22 protein-coding genes and 1 riboswitch are annotated in these 22455 nt (G+C 38.6%); of the genes, 16 read left to right on the top strand and 6 right to left on the bottom strand.

Features of this window, described 5'->3' with window-relative positions:
- Nucleotides 1–170: 170 nt before the first annotated feature.
- From argS to A5888_RS04880, 13 genes are all read left to right on the top strand, one after another.
- Entirely contained in the window at nucleotides 171–1862 is a 1692-nt protein-coding gene (argS, locus tag A5888_RS04940; RefSeq protein WP_086348090.1) for an arginine--tRNA ligase, read from the top strand.
- 45 nt (nucleotides 1863–1907) lie between these two features.
- Complete coding sequence (locus A5888_RS04935; protein WP_086348089.1) at nucleotides 1908–2135, top strand: hypothetical protein; 228 nt, start codon at nucleotides 1908–1910, stop codon at nucleotides 2133–2135.
- A 214-nt stretch (nucleotides 2136–2349) separates the two neighbouring features.
- Nucleotides 2350–2982, top strand: a complete 633-nt coding sequence (locus A5888_RS04930) for a TetR/AcrR family transcriptional regulator (protein WP_086348088.1) — start codon at nucleotides 2350–2352, stop codon at nucleotides 2980–2982.
- 11 nt (nucleotides 2983–2993) lie between these two features.
- Nucleotides 2994–3680: a M23 family metallopeptidase gene (locus A5888_RS04925; RefSeq protein WP_086348087.1), complete on the top strand. Its 687-nt coding sequence runs from the start codon at nucleotides 2994–2996 to the stop codon at nucleotides 3678–3680.
- Nucleotides 3681–3758: 78 nt separating this feature from the next.
- On the top strand, nucleotides 3759–4286 hold the full coding sequence (locus tag A5888_RS04920; RefSeq protein WP_086348086.1) for a GrpB family protein: 528 nt from the start codon (nucleotides 3759–3761) through the stop codon (nucleotides 4284–4286).
- 162 nt (nucleotides 4287–4448) lie between these two features.
- Nucleotides 4449–4952, top strand: a complete 504-nt coding sequence (locus A5888_RS04915; RefSeq protein WP_086348085.1) for an HD domain-containing protein — start codon at nucleotides 4449–4451, stop codon at nucleotides 4950–4952.
- Between the two features lie 176 nt (nucleotides 4953–5128).
- Nucleotides 5129–6445, top strand: a complete 1317-nt coding sequence (locus A5888_RS04910) for a phosphodiester glycosidase family protein (protein ID WP_086348084.1) — start codon at nucleotides 5129–5131, stop codon at nucleotides 6443–6445.
- Nucleotides 6446–6563: 118 nt separating this feature from the next.
- Nucleotides 6564–6634: riboswitch (Fluoride riboswitch) on the top strand.
- A gap of 60 nt (nucleotides 6635–6694) precedes the next feature.
- Nucleotides 6695–7969, top strand: a complete 1275-nt coding sequence (locus A5888_RS04905; protein WP_086348083.1) for a voltage-gated chloride channel family protein — start codon at nucleotides 6695–6697, stop codon at nucleotides 7967–7969.
- Between the two features lie 57 nt (nucleotides 7970–8026).
- Nucleotides 8027–8302, top strand: coding sequence for a UPF0223 family protein (locus tag A5888_RS04900; RefSeq protein WP_086348082.1), 276 nt, complete (start codon nucleotides 8027–8029; stop codon nucleotides 8300–8302).
- Between the two features lie 5 nt (nucleotides 8303–8307).
- Nucleotides 8308–9087: an inositol monophosphatase family protein gene (locus A5888_RS04895; protein ID WP_086348081.1), complete on the top strand. Its 780-nt coding sequence runs from the start codon at nucleotides 8308–8310 to the stop codon at nucleotides 9085–9087.
- 155 nt (nucleotides 9088–9242) lie between these two features.
- Nucleotides 9243–11084 (top strand): translational GTPase TypA, encoded by a 1842-nt coding sequence (typA, locus tag A5888_RS04890; RefSeq protein ID WP_086348080.1) that lies wholly within the window; start codon nucleotides 9243–9245, stop codon nucleotides 11082–11084.
- A 218-nt stretch (nucleotides 11085–11302) separates the two neighbouring features.
- Nucleotides 11303–11758 (top strand): hypothetical protein, encoded by a 456-nt coding sequence (locus A5888_RS04885; RefSeq protein WP_139843811.1) that lies wholly within the window; start codon nucleotides 11303–11305, stop codon nucleotides 11756–11758.
- A gap of 237 nt (nucleotides 11759–11995) precedes the next feature.
- Nucleotides 11996–12478 (top strand): SRPBCC domain-containing protein, encoded by a 483-nt coding sequence (locus A5888_RS04880; protein ID WP_086348078.1) that lies wholly within the window; start codon nucleotides 11996–11998, stop codon nucleotides 12476–12478.
- A gap of 87 nt (nucleotides 12479–12565) precedes the next feature.
- Here A5888_RS04880 and A5888_RS04875 read toward each other — a convergent pair whose 3' ends face one another.
- Together A5888_RS04875 and A5888_RS04870 are read right to left on the bottom strand one after the other, a co-directional pair.
- Nucleotides 12566–13015 carry a threonine/serine exporter family protein gene (locus A5888_RS04875; RefSeq protein ID WP_086348077.1) on the bottom strand — a complete coding sequence of 150 codons (450 nt, stop codon included), beginning with the start codon at nucleotides 13013–13015 and terminating at the stop codon, nucleotides 12566–12568.
- 12 nt (nucleotides 13016–13027) lie between these two features.
- Nucleotides 13028–13789, bottom strand: a complete 762-nt coding sequence (locus A5888_RS04870; protein WP_086348076.1) for a threonine/serine exporter family protein — start codon at nucleotides 13787–13789, stop codon at nucleotides 13028–13030.
- A gap of 189 nt (nucleotides 13790–13978) precedes the next feature.
- Between A5888_RS04870 and A5888_RS04865 the strand changes: the two genes are divergently transcribed.
- The 3 genes from A5888_RS04865 to A5888_RS04855 all read left to right on the top strand — a co-directional run bounded on the left by A5888_RS04865 (nucleotide 13979) and on the right by A5888_RS04855 (nucleotide 16592).
- Complete coding sequence (locus tag A5888_RS04865; protein WP_086348356.1) at nucleotides 13979–14167, top strand: hypothetical protein; 189 nt, start codon at nucleotides 13979–13981, stop codon at nucleotides 14165–14167.
- A gap of 242 nt (nucleotides 14168–14409) precedes the next feature.
- Nucleotides 14410–15129 carry a response regulator transcription factor gene (locus A5888_RS04860; RefSeq protein ID WP_086348075.1) on the top strand — a complete coding sequence of 240 codons (720 nt, stop codon included), beginning with the start codon at nucleotides 14410–14412 and terminating at the stop codon, nucleotides 15127–15129.
- The gene (locus tag A5888_RS04855) at nucleotides 15126–16592 is read left to right on the top strand and encodes a sensor histidine kinase (protein ID WP_086348074.1); all 1467 of its coding nucleotides are present in this window, start codon (nucleotides 15126–15128) and stop codon (nucleotides 16590–16592) included. The genes A5888_RS04860 and A5888_RS04855 overlap by 4 nt, the downstream gene beginning before the upstream one ends.
- Before the next feature lie 655 nt (nucleotides 16593–17247).
- Here A5888_RS04855 and A5888_RS04850 read toward each other — a convergent pair.
- From A5888_RS04850 to A5888_RS04835, 4 genes are all read right to left on the bottom strand, one after another.
- The gene (locus A5888_RS04850; protein WP_086348073.1) at nucleotides 17248–18465 is read right to left on the bottom strand and encodes an IS110 family transposase; all 1218 of its coding nucleotides are present in this window, start codon (nucleotides 18463–18465) and stop codon (nucleotides 17248–17250) included.
- A 263-nt stretch (nucleotides 18466–18728) separates the two neighbouring features.
- Nucleotides 18729–19274: a hypothetical protein gene (locus A5888_RS04845; protein ID WP_086348072.1), complete on the bottom strand. Its 546-nt coding sequence runs from the start codon at nucleotides 19272–19274 to the stop codon at nucleotides 18729–18731.
- Between the two features lie 4 nt (nucleotides 19275–19278).
- Nucleotides 19279–19983, bottom strand: a complete 705-nt coding sequence (locus tag A5888_RS04840; RefSeq protein WP_086348071.1) for an FtsX-like permease family protein — start codon at nucleotides 19981–19983, stop codon at nucleotides 19279–19281.
- A 211-nt stretch (nucleotides 19984–20194) separates the two neighbouring features.
- Nucleotides 20195–22309 carry an LTA synthase family protein gene (locus A5888_RS04835; protein WP_086348070.1) on the bottom strand — a complete coding sequence of 705 codons (2115 nt, stop codon included), beginning with the start codon at nucleotides 22307–22309 and terminating at the stop codon, nucleotides 20195–20197.
- Nucleotides 22310–22455 lie beyond the last annotated feature (146 nt).

Here is a 22455-nt window from a genome sequence, read left to right as displayed (position 1 = left end):
CTTTGTTGAAGCCTAAATGGCCGGTCGATCGACCGTTATCAGATTTGAGCAGATCTGCTGGATAATTGGCAGATAAGTAGAGTGGTACCGCGGGAATTTCTCGTCTCTAATCATCGTATTATCGATGGTTAGGGGCGTTTTTTTTTATTATTATTTTTAGGAGGTCAATTATGAACAATAAAAACATCGTCGCAGAAGCAATTTATGCTGTTGTTAAGGATGACTTGTCCCTTGATCAAGTCGTACAGTTGCTAGAAAATCCTAAGTCATCTGATCACGGAGATGTTGCATTTCCAGCATTCTCACTGGCGAAGATTTTCCGAAAAGCGCCACAGCAAATAGCGGCTGACTTGGCAGAAAAAATCGATCCCTCTTCCTTTGAAAAAATCGAAGTTGTTGGTCCATACCTAAACTTCTTCATGAATAAAGAAGTAGTCAGTGGTGCGGTTATCAAAGAAATCGTTACACAGAAAAATCATTATGGAGATGCTTCGATCGGTAACAACAGCAATGTGACAATCGATATGTCTTCTCCGAATATCGCTAAGCCAATTTCAATGGGGCATCTGCGTTCAACCGTTATCGGAAATTCCATCGCTTTTATTTTTGAAAAAATTGGCTATCAACCAGTAAAAATCAACCATCTAGGCGATTGGGGCACACAGTTTGGGAAATTGATCGTTGCCTATAAAAAATGGGGTTCTGAAGAAGCTGTTCAAAAAGAACCAATTACCGAGCTTTTGCGTTTATATGTACAGTTTCATGAAGAAGCAGAGGAAGCGCCTGAGCTGGAGGACGAAGCAAGAGCTTGGTTCAAGAAGCTGGAAGAGGGCGACGAAGAATCGACTCAGCTTTGGCAATGGTTCAGAGATGAATCCTTGACAGAATTCAACAAAATCTATGATATGTTGGGTGTTACTTTTGATTCATTCAATGGGGAAGCCTTTTTCAACGATAAGATGGATGAAGTAATCACTCTTCTCGAAGAAAAACACCTACTGAAGCAAAATGAAGGAGCAGAAATCGTTGATCTGACTGATTACGATTTGAATCCGGCATTAATTCGTAAATCAGATGGAGCAACATTGTACATTACCAGAGATCTGGCTGCTGCTCTTTACCGTAAGAAAACCTATAACTTTGCTCAATCCTTGTATGTTGTAGGAAATGAACAGACTGTCCATTTCAAGCAATTGAAGGCTGTATTGACGAAGCTAGGCTTTGACTGGTCAGATGATATGCACCATATTCCATTTGGCTTGATTACACAAGGTGGGAAGAAGCTTTCCACACGTAAAGGGAAAATCGTTTTGTTGGAAGAAGTGCTGAATGAAGCTGTTCAATCGGCGGAGCAACAAATCGCTGAAAAGAACCCATCACTTGAAAATCGTGAAGAAGTAGCGAAGCAAGTAGGGATCGGCGCGGTTATTTTCCATGATTTGAAAAATGATCGTTTGAACAACTTTGACTTTGTACTGGATGAAGTCGTTCGATTTGAAGGCGAAACAGGCCCTTATGTTCAATATGCTCATGCTCGTGCGATGAGTATTTTAAGAAAAGGCAACTTCACTCCTGATGCATCAGTTAACTATCATTTAGATGACAAAGAGAGTTGGGAAATTGTTAAGATGTTGCAGAAATTTCCTGATACAGTACTTCAAGCAGCAGAAAAATATGAACCATCTGTTATTGCGAAGCATGCAATTCAGCTGGCACAAGCCTTTAATAAGTATTATGCACATGTGAAGATTCTCGTGGACGATGAGCAGAAGGAATCACGTTTAGCCTTAGTTTATGCTCTGACCGTTCTGTTGAAGGAAGATCTACGTCTTCTAGGTCTGCATGCACCGGATGAAATGTAATTAGATAGTATTAAGAGAAGGATTGAAAAAGGATGGAGGAATAGAATGAACGCAGGTCAAGTAAAATTCTATGAGTTTATGCTGGAACGTTCCAAAGAGGAGCATATGGAGGAAATGAAGCTGGTGTTGGCAGATGCTTTTCAAAAAGCAGCCACTGGCGGACAGACACCTGAATTTTTCGCTGAGTTCAATCAGAAGGTTTTCTCTTATCTGAAGCCAGAAGCGATTGAAGAAGTGAAACAGGCAATGGCACACTTTCAGTCACAGAAATAAACAGAAGCAGGCATACAAGTAGCTTAGGCAGTTCTGAATTGCTAATTGTAGTTAGACAAAAAAGCAGGACAATCGATGATGATTGTCCTGTTTTTGCTGTGTAGTATAAAGCACTTGTTGACCTATTAGGTAAACGAGTGTATAATCTTATTTACCTGATAGGTCAATGAGGTAGGTTTTCCCATAATATTGATTAAAAGGAGGGAGGTCAGTAATGATAGAAAATTTAGAAGCAGATAGAAAATTGTCCTTAATAAATGCTGGTTTCAAAGAATTTGCGCGAAATGGATATGACAAAGCATCTACGAATATCATTGCAAAAGAAGCTGAAATCTCTAAAGCTCTGATGTTTCATTATGTGAAGAATAAGGAAGAGTTTTTTCTATACCTTGTTGGTTACTGTATGAATCAACTCAATAAAAACTATGTGGAAAAAATGGATTTTTCTGAAAAGGATCTTTTTAAGAGATTACGGCAATCATATGTTTTGCAAATTGAGTTGAGAAAAACCTATCCTTGGATTTTTGAATTCAATGAACAATCAGAAGTAACCAAATCTGAAGCAGTTAACGAGAAGCTAGAGGAAAAAGCAAAAGATGAGAAGCTGTTGTGCTACGATACACTGTTTCAGTCAATCGATGAATCGAAATTTCGTGAAGGGATAACGCTTAAGCGATACAAGGAACTGATATTTTGGGGGAATATTGGTTTTACTGAGCAGCTTTTGCTAAAGATAAGAGGAACTGATCGAGACAGTATTGATTATGGTGAGGTAATTGAGGAGATCGATACGTATTTTGATGATTTGAGCAGCGTTTATTACAAAGAGAACTATGAGCAGTCGTGAGGAGGAAAGAAATGAATAGAAAGCCTGTTGTGATTGAATTTCCTTTGCGCGGAGAATGGCAAACACCGACGACGCCTAAAAAGCAAATACCTAGCCATGGAACAAACCGATTGGGCTTGAGGTATGCAGTTGATTTTTTACAGGTTAATTATAAAAAGAAATCAAAACCTTTCCATCAACTTAGTTCAATTCGATATTTACTGTTTGGTGTGCCTTTGAAAGATTGTTATTGTTGGGGAGAGCCTATTTATGCACCTTGTGATGGCAAGGTGATTATGGTGGAAGATGGGGTTCGTGAACGAAGAATTGTTCATTGGTTAGTCGATTCAATCATAGCGATAAAAAATGCTCTTTTCTTTAATGAAAAAAGGGATGCGTATAGCAAAATTGCTGGGAATTTTATTGTCATTGAATATGGAAAGCAAGGGTATATGGCCTTTGCGCATTTACAAAAAGATTCGATTGCTGTGACGGAGAATCAAGAAATTGAAAAGGGGACCTATTTAGGAAAAGTAGGTCACTCAGGTAATTCGACGTCACCCCATCTCCATTTTCAGCTCATGGATAGTGAAGACATTGCTACTTCTAAAGGTATTCCTTTTCTGTTTGAACAATATGAAGTTTATCGGAATGGGACTTGGCAGATCGTACGGGATCAGCTCCCCTCAGAAACCGATAGAATCAGATTTATTAAGTGATCAGAATGTAAAAATCCATTGCTCCCTCTGGTGTTACATGATATATTGTAATAATCGATTTTTTTAGGAGGGAAAGGTATGGTTCGAAAGATTGAAGTGGTTTCGTATGATCCCATGTGGCCGAAGCAATTTGAAGAAGAGAGAAAGCAGCTTTTAGAGAATTTTCCAAAGGAGCTGGTTATTGAGGTGTTGCATATTGGCAGTACGTCGGTGCCTGGATTGGCAGCGAAGCCGGTCATAGATATGGCGTTGGTTGTTAGCAATATTGAAGCACTGGATGAGCATCAGGCGAAGATGTTGAAATTGGGGTATGAAAGCTGGGGAGAATATGGACTGGCTAGGCGTAGGTACTATCCGAAAGGTGGCGATAAGCATACCCATCATATTCATGCGTATCAATATGATAGTCTCTATGAGCTAGGACGCCATGTAGCTTTTCGGGATTATTTACGTGTGCATCCGGAAATTGCTGAAGAATATGGGCAGGTAAAATTTTTGGCTGCATCGGCGAATCCTGAAGATATTGAGGGATACTGCGATGCTAAAGATGAGTTTGTGAAAAATGTAGAAAAAGCAGCATTGAAATGGCTTTGGCAAAATAAATAACAATTGTTTGAAAATTGGTATGATTGTATCTGTCAACGTCTTTGATTACAAATATTAAGCTTTGTTTACGTCCTATAAAAAATCTAGAATTTTTAAAAAAAGGGTGCTATACTTTTCACAAGCTTAACGCTTAACTACTTATAAAAGGTGGCACCCATATCTATGACAGAAAAATGGACTGAAGATAAAGAATACATGTCTTATGTAGAAGACTTACTAGCAACTGAGGAAGTGCAAAGGTTAGGGAATTATATTCAGCATATGAATTCAACACGTTTAGAACATTCCATCAGTGTTTCTTATTACAGTTACAAGCTGGCTAAAAAATGGAATGGTGATGCTCGTGCGACAGCAAGAGCAGGGTTGTTACATGACCTGTTCTATTATGATTGGCGTACAACAAAATTTGATGAAGGTTCTCATGCATACATGCACCCGAGAATTGCCGTGAAAAATGCAGAAAAGCTGACTGAGCTGTCTGATTTGGAACGTGATATCATCATCAAACATATGTGGGGGGCAACGATTGCTCCGCCAAAATACAAAGAAAGCTACATTGTTACAATGGTTGACAAATATTGCGCAATCAAAGAAGCATCAACACCGCTTTTTGCTTCTGTAAGAGGAAAGTGGCAACAGCGTTTCAGTAAAGAACCTGTCCAATAAAGTTTATACGATTCAGAGCAGAGACCCCCTCTTTTGCTCTGAATTTTTTTTGTTAGGAAAGTAGATTCTAATGTTTTTTTCTTGTAAAGTGAGAGGAAAAAGCCAGTTTTTTGGGAGTTTTGGTACAGCATATTCTTATATACTCATTTTATCAAAAGAGAAATGAGGAAATATAAATGAGTAGTAGTAACGAAAAACCATTTAAGAATATTGATGTACAAATGTTTGAAGCTGAAAACGGAACAAAATATTTTTTAGTTGAAACGGATGAAAGATTGCAACGGGGGTTTGCTTATGATAAACCTGGGATGAACAGTGGAGAAACTGCTCGAGGGTTTGCTGGAAGAAATGCAACGAGTTTAGTTACCAACGCATCGACAGCACAAATTACTTCAACAGGGTTATTACAACCAAGAGGGATAAATATTCATGAAGGAGAGGTAGTATTTGATAAATTACCCAATAATTTGAATCGTTGGTATTTAGGCATTGATGGGAATGGAAATTTATCAGCCCATGAGCCACAGAAAACGGCGAAAGAATTGTTAGATTTTGGTTTGACTGAATCGCTGATAGGGTTTTGCCCTCTTGTGTTGGATGGAAAGCTGGTTGACAAAAAGATACTGGATGATTATGCGATTGTAACAGCTCCAGAGGTAATAAATCCATTGCAACTGATTTATCAATATGAAAATGGTCGAATAGGATTTTTTACATGCAATGGGAGAATGAAAGAACAGCCAGGCATGAATGCAGTGAGTGTTGCTGAAATGCTGATAAAAGAAAGGAAAATTCAGTTTTTATACATGCTTGATGGTGGCGGTTCAGCACAAACGGTTGTTCGAAACCGACTGATTAATCGCCCTGTTGATGGACATGGCACTCAAGAAAGACAGGTTGCTGATTTTCTCTATGTGCCTTCTTCGGTAGATACGCCATGTGATGCACAAATAGCGAATTTAGGGCATGATCTAGGGCTAGTTACAAAAGATTTAACTGACCTTTCTGCGAAAGTAGAAAATGGTGTGACAATTGATTATACAGTAGATTTCAATTTGAATACGAAAACTCTGGCTAGTGGAAATATGAGGTATCTTGGATTAGGGTTTCAATTGGATGATAAGCTGTTTGCCCGAATGTTTGCCTTAAAAAATACGGATAATGGTATCACCTTTGCTTTTCAGGATTACGCAAATAATAAGCGAATTTTGACGATTCGTGACAATAGAATTTCGCTTAGCGAAGGAACTTTGGCGAAAAACTATACACAATCAATTGTTATACATGATTTGGATGAAATCAGTGGAAATGGAGAGTATTGGGCAAATATGGAAACCTTAAATTCTCCAAAGAACGGGAACCATTGGGCGATTACTCATCGTGAGTTGAATACCCGAAGTGCAATACAGGTTGCATACTCTCTTAGAGCAGAAGACGGAGTGAAAAAGCGTGTTAAAATTTTGGGTGAATGGTCCGAGTGGTTCGCTGTATAATTGTTTTTTGAAAAAGTTGATGGACTAAAGAATAAGTTCAGTTTTTTTCTAGAAGAAATTTTGAGGTATATCGATTGTCTAATCATTGGCTTTATGCTAAATTAGATTCAGTTAAATAGTCTATGAGGGCGATGGTGTTCGCCGATAAATATTTATTTTGAGGAATAAATTGATGACGCCTACCAAACAAGGGAAGAACCTCTCGTTTGGTAGGCGTTTTCATTTTGCTTAAAAGGGGAGAGAAAGAGTATGGATAGAAAAAATAAACTACTTCTGACAGGAATCTATATGGGGAAATGGATGATTATCGCATTGATAATCGGAGGGATTATGGGGTCGTTATCAGCCTTCTTTTTAAATAGCTTAGCATGGGTTTCTGCTTATCGTGAATCACATCGCTGGCTGTTATTCTTGTTGCCGGTTAGTGGAGGAATTTTTGCGTATCTGTACACCCACTATGGGAAAAATGCTGCTGGCGGAAACAATTTAGTTATTCGTCAGGCGAACGGTGGAGACGAAACAATCCCCTTACGCTTGATTCCATTGACGTTATTCGGAACAATCACAACGCATTTGTTTGGCGGTTCTGTAGGTCGTGAAGGTACTGCTGTTCAAATGGGTGGAGCTGTTGCTGATTCTGTCGGAAGAGGTTTCCGTTTATCTGGTTATGAACGTGAGATCATCCTTATTTCCGGTATTAGTGCCGGCTTTAGCTCGGTATTCGGCACTCCATTGGCAGGAACGATCTTCGGACTGGAAGTACTTGCTTTAGGAAAGCTTCGCTCAGAAGCAATTTTCCCCAGTTTTTTTTCCGCTTTTTTTGCGAATATTGTTACGGAAATGTATGGAGTGAGCCACACGCATTACGCGATGGGGGCTGTACCTGAGTGGTCTGTTCAGGTCTTTTTAAAAATAGTCTTAGCCGGTATCTGTTTTGGTTTGATTGGCTGGGTTTTTAGTCGATCTATTGTTTTTCTAAAGAAAACCTATAGTAACTGGATAGCAAATCCGGTTTTACGAAATATATTTGGTGGTGCGATAGTCGTTGCTGCTGCTTTGTTTTTAGGCACACAACGCTATTTGGGACTGAGTTTACCTTTACTAACAGATGCTTTTTCAGGAAATGCCGAGCCTTTTGATTTTATCGGAAAGTTGTTCTTTACAATTCTTTCACTAGGTGCTGGGTATCAAGGTGGTGAGGTAACACCATTGTTTGAAATTGGTGCGACACTAGGCAGTACGCTTGCGCCACTCCTTCAGCTTTCAGTACCATTTTTAGCTGGATTGGGTTTTATAGGAGTCTTCTCAGGTGCAACCAATACACCAATTGCTTGCTTTATTATGGGTGTTGAGCTATTTGGCAGTCAGTCGGCAGTCTTTCTTTTGATGATCTGTATTATCAGTTACATGTGTTCAGGAAATAGTGGGATCTATGCTGCGCAGGAGATAACATTAGAAAAAGGAAGAGTCGTGCTGCCAATCTATGACAGCTGGAAGAGTAAGCGAACAAGCAGAGATTCATAGGCGAATACTTTCAGCTCTATTCTACTTGTGCTACACTAGAAGAGACGAGGTGAAACTATGAAAGATTATCAATATCCATTAGATTTAGACTGGACAACAGAAGAGATGGTGATTGTGACAAATCTATGGTCTGCGTTAGAGCAGGCAAATGAATCAGGTATTCAAACAGAAGCGTTTTTAGACGCCTACAAAAAATTTAAGCAAGTTGTCAAAAGCATTGGTGAAGAAAAACGCTTAGGCAATGAGTTTGAAAAAGCTTCTGGTTATTCCTTGTATCGAACAGTGCAGGAAGCCAAGAAAAGAGAGACAGGCAGATTAAAGATAGGGAGATAAAGGACATGCAGATCGTAAATGTGGAGGAAGTAAAAAACTGGTTGAACGAGGCAGGAGAGTTTATTAAAACGAGCTTGAACAATACCTTGGAAATCAAAGAAAAATCAAATCGAACGGATTTAGTGACAAACATAGATGAAGAAACCCAACAGCTTCTGATACAAAAAATTCAGCGGGTCTATCCGAATGACAAAATATTAGGAGAAGAAACGGGCTACAATACGATTGATTCTATGGACGGACGTGTATGGATCATCGATCCTATCGATGGCACGATGAACTTTGTGATGGAGCAGGAAAACTTTTGTATTATGCTCGGGATTTTTGAAGATGGCGTTGGCAAGCTTGGTTTTGTTTATGATGTTATGCGTGGCGAGCTATATTGGGGCGGTAAAGAAATCGGCGTTTTCAGAAACGAAGAGAAGCTGCAATGTCCTCAGCCTTCCAAGCTTAGTGACGGATTGTTAGGATTCAACGCATACATGTTTGGTGAAAATGTCCATGGGTCAAGAGAGATAGCTAATGCAAGTATGGGCATTCGGGTCAGCGGCTGTGCTGGCTTGGAAATGATCGCTTTGCTAAAAGGGAATCATATTGCCTATGTGTCAAATCTTGCACCGTGGGATTACGCACCAGGTATGGCACTGATTGAAGCCTTTGGATTTCGTGCAACAACACTCACAGGAGAAAGTCTTTCGTTTGATGAACGAGAACATTTTATTGCCGCTCAGCCGGATGCACATCAAGAAATCGTTGAAATGTTCAAGAAAACCGGCAGCTTCTAAGAGAAAAAGACCTCAATTTACAAAAAAATGCGAAATAGTCTGAGGTTTTCATGGTTTATGAAAACTTTAGACTATATTTCATGAAAAAAATTTGTTATAATAAACAGTCGGATTTAGATGAACAGGCACAGTAAGCAATGGATAAGGAGCAAACAATGGTAAATTATAGAAATGATATCCGTAACGTCGCAATTATTGCCCACGTTGACCACGGAAAAACAACATTAGTAGACGAATTATTGAAACAATCAGATACATTAGATGGACATACGCAATTACAGGAACGTGCGATGGACTCAAATGCAATTGAAAAAGAACGTGGGATTACGATCTTGGCGAAAAATACAGCTGTTGACTATCAAGGAACAAGAGTCAATATCATGGACACACCTGGACACGCGGACTTCGGTGGAGAAGTAGAACGTATCATGAAAATGGTAGACGGTGTTCTTTTGGTTGTTGATGCCTATGAAGGAACAATGCCACAGACTCGTTTTGTATTGAAAAAGGCATTGGAACAGCATTTGACTCCAATCGTAGTAGTAAATAAAATCGACAAGCCTTCTGCGCGCCCAGAGCACGTAGTAGATGAAGTGCTTGAGTTATTTATCGAATTAGGTGCTGATGAAGACCAATTGGAATTCCCAGTAATCTACACTTCAGCAATCAATGGAACATCAAGCTTGTCAGATGATCCTGCAAACCAAGAAAAAACAATGAGCCCGATTTTTGATACAATTATTGAGCACATCCCTGCTCCAGTTGATAATAGCGATGAGCCTTTACAATTCCAAGTTTCACTACTTGATTATAACGATTATGTTGGACGTATCGGTATTGGCCGTGTCTTCCGCGGAACAGTAAAAGTTGGCGATCAGGTTGCTTTGATGAAGCTTGATGGCAGCGTGAAGAAATTCCGTGTAACGAAATTATTCGGTTTCTTCGGTCTACAACGACTTGAAATCGAAGAAGCGAAAGCCGGCGATTTGATTGCTGTTTCCGGAATGGAAGATATCTTTGTTGGTGAAACTGTAACACCGGTCGATCATCAAGATGGCTTACCAATTCTGCATATTGACGAACCAACATTGCAAATGACTTTCCTTGTAAACAACTCACCGTTCGCCGGGAGAGAAGGAAAATTTGTTACCTCTAGAAAAATCGAAGAACGCTTGATGTCTCAGCTTCAAACAGATGTTTCTCTACGTGTTGACCCTACAGATTCTCCAGATGCTTGGACTGTTTCAGGTCGTGGTGAGCTTCACTTGTCTATTCTTATTGAGAATATGCGTCGTGAAGGCTATGAGCTGCAAGTATCCCGTCCGGAAGTTATCGAACGTGAGATTGAAGGCGTGAAATGCGAGCCGTTTGAACGTGTTCAAATCGATACACCAGAAGAATATATGGGAAGTATCATTGAATCATTGAGTCAACGTAAAGGTGAAATGCAGGATATGATCCATACTGGGAATGGACAGATTCGTCTGATTTTCCTTGCACCTGCACGTGGCTTGATTGGTTATACAACAGAATTCCTTTCTATGACAAGAGGATACGGAATCATGCACCACACCTTCGATCAATATCTGCCAATGATTCAAGGTACAATTGGCGGACGTCATCAAGGCGCATTGGTTTCTATTGATACAGGTAAAGCAACTACTTACAGTATCATGAGTATTGAAGAACGTGGTACAGTGTTTGTAGAGCCTGGTACTGAAGTGTACGAAGGTATGATCATCGGTGAAAATAACCGTGACAATGACTTGACTGTAAATATTACAAAAGCAAAACAAATGACAAACGTTCGTTCAGCGAATAAAGATCAAACTTCTGTTATCAAACGTCCTAAGCTGTTGACTTTGGAAGAATCATTAGAATTTCTAAATGAAGATGAGTATTGCGAAGTAACACCTGAAAGTATTCGTCTGCGTAAACAGATCCTGAACAAAAATGAACGTGAAAAAGCAAGTAAGAAAAAGAAAAAAGCTGATTAATTCAGTTAAATAAATGGGAACAGTACAGGTTGGAGTGATCCGCTGTACTGTTCTTTTTTTGAACGGATCCTGTAATAAATCAAAAAAGCTGTTGATTTATAGCGAAGAGTATAGCACCATTGTTAGTAAGAGCATAAAAATTTGTGACGGTGAACGGATTATGCAATCTATTTATTTTGAATAATTAACTGGATCTGAAAGAGGAAAGGAGGATGAAGGTGAATAAGCTCATTTTAAAACGATTTTGCGGAGAAGAAATTTATCCGGTAAAAAATGCAACATGGCGCATTTTAGATGGAGATGGTACATGGGACGATCCTTATTCCTTATGGCTAGAAATTGCGTGTGGCCCAGGAGAAAATTTGAACGAGGATACTAAAAGCTTAGATGCAGAGCCAAATCTGGATATTTCTTTTTACGCGGCAACTCTTAACAAAGAGGATGTAAAAGCAGGATTCATTATGGAAAACCAGAACAAAGAGAATGAAAGTGACGCTCTGATGTATTATTGTGCGCATCAGCCTATGAGGAAGAATCAGATGGAAGTTTTAGAGAGAGAGGGAGGCGTTTTAGTGATTCGTGTTACTGCGGAAACAACAGATGTTAATTATTATGATGGCTCAAAGCCAGATAATACCATTGAAATCACTGCGCGCTTTCTGCTTAAAAAATAAAGTGAGTCAAACGCTATAAGTAAATGTTGAATAGACAATACTGGAAAAACTTTTGAACTATAAGAACGATTATTTGCATAGCTGAGTGACTTGTTGCTTATATAGTATTGATAAGTTTAAATAAATTTTGACCGATCAATCTTCTAGAAGATTCTGTTGATCTTATTGGCAATGCCTTCCACTGCTGACTGGGAATAGATTGTGTTATGATGGGTAGAGAAAAAAGGGGGAGAATGTATGAAGCTTTATCATCAAGAAAACAAGATATTTTTCCAACAGGAATTAGTGATTCATACCTCTGTTTCCAAGGTTTGGCAGTTGCTGACAACAACAGAGGGACTGGCTAAATGGTTTCCGGAATTAGATGCGGAACATCTCACTGAAAAGAATGTTCTGACATTTAAGGCCGATGGATTCAAAGCTGAAATGGATGTTTTAGCCTATGATAAACCCACCTACTTCAAGTTGATGTGGGATTCAGGAGAAATCAGCTTTCGCTTGAAAGAGAACATACCAAATGAAACGAATCTGGACTTTCTGGAAATTCTACCGGATAGCTTTCCAAATCTTTATCAGGATATTGCCGGGTGGCATTATGAATTGAGAAGGTTGAAGGGAGCAGCCGAAGGAAAAGAAGTGATTTTTACTGCGGATTGTATCAAGCAAAAGGCAGAAGAAATGCGACGAATGATGGAAGAACAGCGGAAGCTCGATAAATAGACCTAATGACTTTAATAAAAGCTAAAACATGTGAACCGCTTAAAAAGGCAAACGATTCACATGTTTTTTATTGTTTGGTACTATCCTCTATATGGATCGATGCTTTTTAGCAGCCATTCGTTTCAGCAGCTTTTCCACCATACTTGTGACCATAAATCCTGCGGCGATCGATCCAGCAGTCATGATTACAGTCATTGTACTGTGGAGACCTGAGATATAGTTATCCAAAACAAAATTTCTAACTGCCTGATAGGCCGGACCACCTGGGACTAATGGAACAAGACTCGGGATATTGAAAATGATCGTAGGCATTTTCTTTTTTCTGGAAAAATAAATGCTGAGTAAGCCAATGCAAAGGGCACTGAAGAAATTGGCAAATTCGTCACCAACCTCAAGATTACGAGTAAGAATAAAAATCATCCAGCCAAGTGCACCCGTGATACCACAGACATTCAGTGCTTTCCTCGGAATATTTGTGATTACGCCGAAAGCCACGGTCCCCAAATAGCTAAATAAGAATTGTAAAAGAATGTTCATCTGTTGTTCTCCCTATAAAAATAGAATAAAGACCATTGCGATACCGATGCCAATCGATCCGGCAACAAATAAGGCTTCTGTCGTTCGTGCCATGCCACTGATCAGATGTCCGGATAATATATCCCGAAATGCATTAGTGATTGCTACTCCGGGCACAAGAGGCATCACCGAGCCAATAATGATATTGTCCATATTGACAGCAAGATTCAGCTTAACGAGTGAGTATGCCGAAAGACCAATGATGACAGAGGCAACGAAGTCATCCATGAATTTCATTTTTAAATACTTCTTGATTAAATAGGAAACAGTAAAGCCCAGCATACCGACAAAGAAAGCAGCAACAAAATCGTTCATTGAACCGCTGAAAATATACATCAGTGTGCAACTGACGATGCCGGCAGTAAAAATTTGAAGTGTGATAGGAAAGCTAGGCGTCTCTACATCTACTTTTTTTAGTTGTTGATGCAGCTCAGCCAAAGAGAGCTCCTTTTTCTCATACTGTCTCGAGAGATGATTGACAGCAGCAACTTTTTCTAAGTTCATACTGCGTTCCCGAATGTTTTCCAATTGAGTATAAGGCACCGACCGAAAGCCCATAAAAATACCTGTTACGGTAACGTGGGTCACACTGTCAGAATAACCGGCATTTGCTGCGATGCGATTCATTGTATCCTCTGTTCGGTAAACCTCAGAACCATTTTCCATCATGATCCTTCCTGCTGTTAGACAGCAATCAAACAAGAGCTGTATTTCATAATTTATTGTTTTTTCCATAATGACCTCTACGATTTGTAATTAATAACAGAATCAGTTTACCATTTTTTGCAGCTGAGTGGAACCAAAGAAGACCTCCTGAGAACCATGAGATTTTTTTAATGTATACAATGATTTTCCTTTATTCACTTGATTTTTAGTAAGAAAAGTCCTATGCTTGACGTAATAAATCAAAGGGGTCTTTTGGACATGGACAAACAATGGTCATTGTATTCGGCAAGCAGCTTGATTGTAGTGGTTTTACTTAGGAGGTCGCTTCTTCAGGAGCATTTCTTCTTGAGTCTGTTACTGGGTGCTGTTTTGCTAGTGCAACTGACAGGTGGAGCAATTTGTTTTTATCAAAACCGAAAGAAGAGAAAAATTCCGACTTCTAAATAGAGGTTGGTTTTTTTGTTCGAAAATCATGGTGAATCATGAATAAATGGCAAACCTTTCTTGAAGAAAAATAGAATTTATTGGAGTGGCGCATTTTTTAGAGTATACTTATAGGTGAATACGAATAAGAAGCAATAAAGAAAAATTTTCAGTGTTATGAAAGGCGAGAGCCCCTTTTCGTATAGTGAGCAATTTGCGCGGTTCGTAGAATATAAATATGGTTGGTAAAGGAATGAGGAACGATTATGAATGTATTAATGATAGAAGATAATGAGTCTGTTTCAGAAATGATGCAGATGTTTTTCCTGAATGAAGGCTGGGAAGCCGTTTTTGAGTATGATGGGAAGAAGGGCTTAGACACATTTATGGAAAGTCCGGAAAAATGGGACATGATCACACTTGATCTAAATCTGCCGTCGATGGACGGAATGGCCGTTTGTCGGGAAATTAGGAAGGCTTCTAATACGGTACCGATTATTATGCTGACAGCCAGAGATTCTGAAAGTGATCAAGTAATCGGTCTGGAAATGGGCGCGGATGATTATGTCACTAAGCCGTTCAGTCCGTTGACGCTGATAGCTAGAATGAAAGCCTTACATAGACGTTCTGAGCTGGTCGATCACGCGGGAGAAGATGAGCAATCAGATGAGGCTTTCGATGTGGTGACGAAGCATTTTAAAATGAATACCAAAACCAGAGAAACCTATTTGGATGATCAGTTGATTGAAGGCTTGACACCAAAAGAATTTGACCTTCTATATACGCTGGCCAAAAAACCACGTCAAGTATTTTCAAGAGAACAGCTTTTGGAAATGGTTTGGGATTATCAATACTTTGGTGATGAGCGAACAGTCGATGCTCATATAAAAAAACTGAGACAAAAAATCGAAAAAGTAGGTCCACAAGTGATTCAGACTGTTTGGGGCGTTGGGTACAAATTTGACGACTCTGGTGTTTCTTCATGAAATATTTGTATCAGCAGCTACTAGCTTTTTGGGGGATCATTATTTTGATTATTGTTATTGTTGGGACGTCATTTACGCAATTGACGAAAACAACGATGCAGGAAGATAATTATGAACGGCTATATGGCTATGCAGAAGAGGCATTACGAGCAAAGTCATATTTTAATAACAGCTTACCTACTGAACAGATGAGAGTGAATGCTGCCTTTGAATTAACAGAAGGAATTTTAAAAAATCAAAATGTGCAATTTGTCTATTTCGATGTAGATATGAATCAGCAATTTCCTCAGGCAACGGAGGAACCCTTGGATTTTTCGATTTCAGAAAAAGAATTTAAAGTTTTATCTAAAGGTGAACGGGTCTACAAAACTATCGACAAGGATCTTTATGGCAAAGAAAAAGCAACTTCGTATGTTCTTTCACCAGTTATGTTGTCGATTTCTTATAATGGTTCGGAAAGCCAGAATTTGGTTGGCTACCTTGTTGCTACACAACCGGCAAAAAATGTGTCAGACAGTGTCGCTCAAGTAACCTCGAATTTGTTTAAAGGCTTCTTGATTTCCAGTGTGATCGCATTATTTGTCAGCTATGGTCTGGCAGCATTCCAGGTGAAGCGTATCAATCGGATGCGTAAAGCAACCAGAGAGATCACTAGTGGAAACTTTGATATCAAATTGGATGTTCATGATAAGGATGAGTTTGACGATTTAGCGGAAGATTTCAATAAAATGGCAGAATCACTGGCAGAATCACAGTTGGAGATCGAGCGGCAGGAGGAGCGACGCAGACAGTTTATGGCTGATGCCTCTCATGAAATGCGCACACCATTGACAACAATCAATGGTCTTTTGGAAGGCTTGGAGTATGATGCCATTCCTGAAAATCAAAAAGCGAATGCGTTGAAGCTAATGCAGAATGAAACGGCGCGTTTGATTCGCCTGGTCAATGAGAATCTGGATTATGAAAAAATACGGACGAACCAAATCAGTATCGTTGTAAAAAAATTCGATGCTGTTGAAACAATCAAAAATATTTTTACTCAATTGAATAAGAAAGCTGAAGCAGCGGGTGATACTTTGTATTTAGATGCAGTGGATTCTGTAGAGGTTTATGCAGATTATGACCGTTTTGTTCAAATCGTTGTTAACATTCTCCAAAATGCCATCCAATTTACTAAGGATGGGGATATTCGTGTTCAAGTGGAGAAGGGGTATCTTGAAACAATTATCAGGATTTCGGATACGGGCATTGGGATGAGTGAAGAACAATTGGTAAACATATGGGATCGCTATTATAAAGCTGATCCTTCAAGAAAGAATACGAAGTATGGAGAGTCTGGACTTGGTCTGCCAATCGTTCAGCAGCTCGTTCGACTTCATAAAGGAAATATTTCTGTAGAGAGTGAGCTGAATAAGGGAACAACCTTTACAATCACTTTCCCAGATGTGGAAATAAAAGAATAGAAATCACTAAGCTTGAGCTAAAAAATCAGAATTTTTCTGTTTTTAGTTCAAGCTTTTTCTAATAGTAATTAGAGAAATCGAAACTTTGCCAGTTTTTCCAAAATAAAGGTTTTTGATGGTCAGTCTAAGTACTATTCAGCAGTATTTATCTGTAGCAATAAAGCTCTCTGATAGTCTACAATCTTAGCTCATTTATTTTTATGAGCGATTCCTTGTGTGTGTCAAAGCTTAGAGGAGATTGATGGATATGGGATCAACACAGTTATTATGGAACGCAAAAAAGGGTCTGAGACATTAGTATGCCTCAGACCTTTTAAACCGAATAAACGGTGTTCCAAAAGCAGCTACTAGCAGCGAGCTGCGTCGATGTCCGCTCAACATCAGTGGTAAACCACTGTGTTTCAAGGCTTTTCGACAATAAGTCGAAAATTAACAAAAATTTATGGGACAATTTTCGGAATTTCCGCCTTATTGCTTGAAGCTGACCACTTCTGTCACAACCTCTTTCCTACGATTAGTCAAGGGGAAAGTGGAAACAAATTCCTTATAGTTTTTAAAGAAGTGAAGAACTATCTGAAAGTACACTAAATAAACTAGATGGATCTCTGAATTTTTCATCTAGTTTGTGCTATAATTTTAGAATAAGGACTCGTCCTTATTGGTCGTTGGAGGCCGTATACGCATAAGCGTACCTTGTATGATTCCTAACCATGGAATGCATACACTTCAGGAGCTTGTTCATGCAGGCAACTGTGGCAACCTTTTCCATTTTAGGAAGGGGTTGCTTTTTTAATTTATAATAATAGTCGACGATATGATTGGAGGCGGCGTGTTGTTGTCGAATCATATTACGAATAGTAAAGTAAAGAATCTTTCGCCCCTTTGGATTCCCTCTTTTATTGATATGATCCTTTCCTATATATGATCCAGATTGAAACCGCCGGATATCAATCCCGACAAATGCATTGAGTTTGTTTGATGTAGAGAAACATCGAATATCGCCTAATTCTCCAATCAGAAGTGCAGCCGTTGGCGCACCAATTCCTGGAATCGTCTGATACAACTCAAATTCTTCAAGAGGATGAGCAGCGTTCATCATTTGTTCCATCAATTTATTTTTCTGTTCTAATAGGTCCTGAAGAAGCTGGGCATAGTAAATGACTTTCTGACAGAGAACACTATTGGACTCAACAGCTGGATAAGAGTTTGAGGCGTAAATGAAAATCTGGTCAGCTTTCTGCCAAGCCCTATTTTCAGAAATTCGTTTCCTCGTTGTTTTCATCAATCGATTTTTGATTTTTGTTCGACTGGAAGCGAGAACGAAGGCAGGATGTGGAAAACATTCAATCAGGGATAAGGCATAGGGAGTGATACGGCTGGAAAAGAACTGTTCCAATTCAGGAAAAGTCAATTGAAGAGCATTATGAAGATTCATACGAACATGACTGATTTTCGTCTCAATTTCCTGATAGAAGCGGGCAAGTTCTCGTAGTTCGAGATAGATTGCTTGTTGGTGTAGCTTTGGTTGGCGTCTATTTTTACAATGAGTTTGAGCCAGTTTATGAGCATCAAATTTATCCGTTTTCCAGCTACGAAGCGAGCCTTCCTCCATCTGTTTTTTTGCTTCTAAAGGATTTAGAAGGCAGTAGGTCAGTTTATTATCCTGACAAAACTTTTCTAAGGGACGTGAGTAGATACCTGTTGCTTCAAAAACAATTTCAGGGACCTCTGGTAAGGTCTGAATTTCCTCTAATAGCAGCTGAAATCCTTCTTGATTGTGAACTACTTTTCCCTCAGATAAGCAAAAGTTGTCCTGATAGAGTGCTTTGTAACTTTCTCCTTTTGATACATCAAAAGCTAAAATAGATGACATAGTTTTTTCTCTCCTTCTCTTTTTATAGAAAGACCTTCACTGAACCATTTCAATTCTACTTTCCTTTACACGGACTCGGAGTCCCAACATACTTAAACCAGATTCTAAAATGTCAGTGAAGGAGCTCATTTTGCACTTCGGACTCGAAGTCCACGAGGTCATGTCCGAGCTTCCTTTCACTCCCACTATACGCTATAAATAGAAAATAGTGGGTAAGCTATTCCGTCGAATATCTTACCCACTAATCTTAGTATGTTTACTCTTTAAGAAAAGGTTACTTTATCAAAATAAGGGCTATCAGCGATTTTTTGATCATCAGTGATCAGCCATAAAGAAATGGAGTATTTTGTAGCCAGCTCGTTCAACAAAGGAAATAGCTGTTGTTTCTCATAAACACTGAGCTTGGAGAAATCATTCGCTAAAATAATTTTCTTTTTATTAGCTAAAACAAGCTGCATCAGTTGGAGCTTGACCTGTTGAAACGTTGATAGCGTGTCAAAGGAATCTGAAAAAGTAAACATAGGTATATTTAAAAATGCAGCCCATTCTTTGAGGATCATTTTTCGTTCTCTTTCTTTGATAGAGCTGCAGATGAAAAGATTATCTACGGTTGAATAGGATGGGAAAAACGCGGCATCATCCAGTAGAAAGCCTATGTCTTTCATATGACTTTGCTGAAGGATATTTTCAACAAAATCTGGTAGCTCCTCAAGTATCTGATCCTTTTCTTTGAGAACTGCAAAAACTTTATGTTCGTCCAACGCATTGATTTGATGGAGAACAGTTTGAAAATTTCCAATAGTATTCAAGTCATCACTTCCTAAAAGTAACTTTTGATTTACGAACGACACAAATCGTGAAAAGTGCAGCCGTAAACAGTGTGATTCCGATAAGAACAGCAATGTTTCTATTAAACTTAGCAAAGATATCAATCAAAGAAAAACGCTGTAAATCAAACGAAAACAATCCAGCAGTTTGATAATCGGCACCAATAGTTGATGCAGGGATATTTTCAGTAACAATAAGCGATCCAGTTATTAATGGAGATTCAGCCTCAGCTAAAGAATGGACATGAATCAATACAGATTCGTACACGTTTTGAAAAATCAGTAAAAATGAACTGACAATTAGTGTTGCAACTAGTGTAATAATCAATACTTCCACTAATACCTGTTTCAAGATATACATTTTTGAAAAGCCGAGAAGTCGACATTTTTGAACTAGAGATTTTCGTTCATTGATTCCAAAATAGAAAACAATGCTGATAACTGCAGCAAAAAGAATGATGCTGCCTATGTAAAAGGTTGAGTAGATGGAGTTCCAATTCTGATAGGATTGGAGCATCTTCTCTTCTGAACCGTACTCTGCCAGTTGGCTGATCCAGAATTTGTTAAGATCGATCAGATTACGTATCACGTTCAATGTTAGTAAAAAAATGGAGAACATGATTGTTGTAATAAGAGTCGACTTTTTGTAGTAATATAAATCAGCAAAAGCATAGTGAAGGCTTTTCAACATTTCTCACCTCTTTGATTACCTGTAGTAAAATTATAAAAAAAGAATATGAATTAATTATGAAGAACTGACAAAAAAGCGTGAGAGTTTCGATAAAGTTGAAAAATTTTGTGCACATTTGACTGAGGTAGAATTGGTAAAAGATGATTCTTGTTTCCTTAAGGCCAAAAAAGAAGCTTGGAGTAATCATTTGCTCCAAGCTTCTTTCAAATTATTATTGACCGCTAGTGTTTTCGTAGCCTTGATAGGTATTTGTTTGATAATCTCCTACAGTTGTTTGGTTGTTGTTTTTGTTATAAACACTTGTAGAATCAGCGCCTTTTTCTTTTTCAATATCAATCAACTGTTGCAGCTGATTTTTATAATTGTAAATCGATGGATCTACAGCTTTAAGACCGCTACCTGTGTAGAAACGAAGCAAGTCGCCTGTGTTGATTTCATCTGACATACTTAACTGAGTAGCAACAGCGTCTTTTAATGTCTCTGCTTCTTGCTGTATTTCTTCAGAAGGAGAATCGATCAGACGACCGGTCGCTGTTTCATAGATATTAGAACCAAGCATTGTATATTTCTTAGAAACATAGTTACCATTTCGGAATGCTACTAGTTGATCATTTTCTTTAGAGAATAAATCTTGACCAAGCAAGATATAATTTTCTGAATCTACGCCCAATAGGTGAAGTAGGGTAGGTAAGGCGTCAACTTGACCACCATACGTAGAGTTAATCCCACCATTTTCCTGACCTGGAACATGAATCATATAAGGAACTCGCTGTAGTTGGGCGTTATCAAAATCATTCCAGCTTGCTTTTGATTTTCCAAGAAGCTCTGCAAGATTTTGTGTTCTTGAAGAAGAAATCCCATAGTGATCGCCATAAAGAACAATCACAGAATTTTCATATAGCCCGGAAGCTTTTAAATAGTTGAAAAATTCTTCAACAGATTTATCAAGGTAGTTTGCTGTAGCAAAGTAACCGTTGATTGTTTCGTCAGAAGTGTTGGCAATTGGAAATCCACCTTCTTCATTAGTAAACTGCGAGTAAGGGTAATGGTTTGATACAGCTAAGAATTTTGAATAGAACGGCTGCTGCAGACGCTCCAAATATTGAACAGATTGTTCAAAGAAAGGTTTGTCATGCAGTCCATATTGGAATGAGTTGTCATCATTCACATCATAGTAGCTAGCATCAAAGAAATAATCATAGCCAAGATTTTTATATGTTTCATTTCTATTCCAGAAGTTACCGGCATTTCCGTGGAAAACAGCGCTTGTATATCCTTGTGTTTGATCAAGAATTGTTGGTGCTGCTTCAAAGGTATTTTTTCCGCCAATTTGAGTAAACAGAGAGCCTTGACTTAGGCCAAACAATGAATTTTCGAACAAGGTTTCTGCATCACTTGTTTTTCCCTGTCCTACTTGATGGAAAAAGTTTTCAAAACTGAAAGTACTATTGTTGTGGAACAAACTGTTTAAGAATGGCGTCACTTCGTGCTCAACACCATTTTCATCCTTCAATTTATAATCAATCACAAATTGTTGTAAGCTTTCTAAATGGATATAAATGACATTTTTTCCTTTTGCAATACCAAACGTTTCATCATTCGGTGCTGCATAATGTTCCTTCACATAGTCCTCAACAGCTAGCATATCGCTGTCACTAGCCTCGGCTCTGACTTGGTTCGTTTGATATGTTTTTACTCCATCGTAAACGGTAAAAGCATTTAGACCAAGAAATTTTACAATGTAATCACGAGAAAATTCTCTTCCAAGCAATTGAGGACGTTCTGTTTCAGCAAGAAACAAGTTGAAGAGAAAGAATAAAGCTGAAACTAAGCTGATCGATACAGCAACTCTTGCGCGAATCGGCTTGTCATCCATTTTGATTTTTTTAGAAATCAACAGACCACCAACAATAAGAACATCGATCCAGTAAATGAAATCATACGGTCTGAATAAGCGCAAAGCACTTTCACCGAGACCACTGGCAACCTTGCTGGCGCCAAGCATCGTATTTACTGTAATGAAATCTGTAAATTCACGATAGTAAACAATATTCGAAAACAAGAGCAATGTCATAAGAATATAGATAATCATCATTGTGACATAGGCACGTTTTGTTTTACGGACATAAAGAGCAATCGCCAGTAAAAAGAAAGTGGTCGCAATCGGATTAATCAGAAGTATGATGTACTCATTGATATTTTCAAGTCTTAAGTGAAAATCTGTCATATAGGCTAAAAGGTTCTTCAGCCAAAGCAGCACTCCTACAGTAGAAAATAAACCCAATCTGGTGTTTAAAAAGTTCGGTATTTTAATTTTTTTTAACATAATAATTCCTTTCCAACACTACGTTCGAAAAAACAGAACATGTTTTCATGAAAATAGTAAATTGCATACATGTAATTTTACCTTGTCAGTCAGGTGCTGTCAATTATCCACTGGAGTTATTCATGCGTTTTGTTAGGAATTTTGAG

Origin of the sequence: Enterococcus sp. 9E7_DIV0242 (assembly GCF_002140975.2) — a bacterium.
Classification (GTDB): domain Bacteria; phylum Bacillota; class Bacilli; order Lactobacillales; family Enterococcaceae; genus Enterococcus_L; species Enterococcus_L clewellii.
Note: the sequence above shows the minus strand (reverse complement) of the source record. Positions and strands in the feature narration are given on the sequence as shown.

What these genes read in the sequence shown, in the direction of transcription:
- A5888_RS04930 (WP_086348088.1), top strand. Translation starts at nt 2,350, where the DNA reads ATGATAGAAAATTTAGAAGCAGATAGAAAATTGTCCTTAATAAATGCT.
- A5888_RS04860 (WP_086348075.1), top strand. Translation starts at nt 14,410, where the DNA reads ATGAATGTATTAATGATAGAAGATAATGAGTCTGTTTCAGAAATGATG.
- A5888_RS04840 (WP_086348071.1), bottom strand. Translation starts at nt 19,983, where the DNA reads ATGTTGAAAAGCCTTCACTATGCTTTTGCTGATTTATATTACTACAAA.
- A5888_RS04835 (WP_086348070.1), bottom strand. Translation starts at nt 22,309, where the DNA reads ATGTTAAAAAAAATTAAAATACCGAACTTTTTAAACACCAGATTGGGT.
- typA (WP_086348080.1), top strand. Translation starts at nt 9,243, where the DNA reads ATGGTAAATTATAGAAATGATATCCGTAACGTCGCAATTATTGCCCAC.
- A5888_RS04875 (WP_086348077.1), bottom strand. Translation starts at nt 13,015, where the DNA reads ATGAACATTCTTTTACAATTCTTATTTAGCTATTTGGGGACCGTGGCT.
- A5888_RS04870 (WP_086348076.1), bottom strand. Translation starts at nt 13,789, where the DNA reads ATGGAAAAAACAATAAATTATGAAATACAGCTCTTGTTTGATTGCTGT.
- argS (WP_086348090.1), top strand. Translation starts at nt 171, where the DNA reads ATGAACAATAAAAACATCGTCGCAGAAGCAATTTATGCTGTTGTTAAG.
- A5888_RS04910 (WP_086348084.1), top strand. Translation starts at nt 5,129, where the DNA reads ATGAGTAGTAGTAACGAAAAACCATTTAAGAATATTGATGTACAAATG.
- A5888_RS04920 (WP_086348086.1), top strand. Translation starts at nt 3,759, where the DNA reads ATGGTTCGAAAGATTGAAGTGGTTTCGTATGATCCCATGTGGCCGAAG.
- A5888_RS04925 (WP_086348087.1), top strand. Translation starts at nt 2,994, where the DNA reads ATGAATAGAAAGCCTGTTGTGATTGAATTTCCTTTGCGCGGAGAATGG.
- A5888_RS04850 (WP_086348073.1), bottom strand. Translation starts at nt 18,465, where the DNA reads ATGTCATCTATTTTAGCTTTTGATGTATCAAAAGGAGAAAGTTACAAA.
- A5888_RS04915 (WP_086348085.1), top strand. Translation starts at nt 4,449, where the DNA reads ATGACAGAAAAATGGACTGAAGATAAAGAATACATGTCTTATGTAGAA.
- A5888_RS04905 (WP_086348083.1), top strand. Translation starts at nt 6,695, where the DNA reads ATGGATAGAAAAAATAAACTACTTCTGACAGGAATCTATATGGGGAAA.
- A5888_RS04880 (WP_086348078.1), top strand. Translation starts at nt 11,996, where the DNA reads ATGAAGCTTTATCATCAAGAAAACAAGATATTTTTCCAACAGGAATTA.
- A5888_RS04935 (WP_086348089.1), top strand. Translation starts at nt 1,908, where the DNA reads ATGAACGCAGGTCAAGTAAAATTCTATGAGTTTATGCTGGAACGTTCC.
- A5888_RS04900 (WP_086348082.1), top strand. Translation starts at nt 8,027, where the DNA reads ATGAAAGATTATCAATATCCATTAGATTTAGACTGGACAACAGAAGAG.
- A5888_RS04865 (WP_086348356.1), top strand. Translation starts at nt 13,979, where the DNA reads ATGGACAAACAATGGTCATTGTATTCGGCAAGCAGCTTGATTGTAGTG.
- A5888_RS04895 (WP_086348081.1), top strand. Translation starts at nt 8,308, where the DNA reads ATGCAGATCGTAAATGTGGAGGAAGTAAAAAACTGGTTGAACGAGGCA.
- A5888_RS04855 (WP_086348074.1), top strand. Translation starts at nt 15,126, where the DNA reads ATGAAATATTTGTATCAGCAGCTACTAGCTTTTTGGGGGATCATTATT.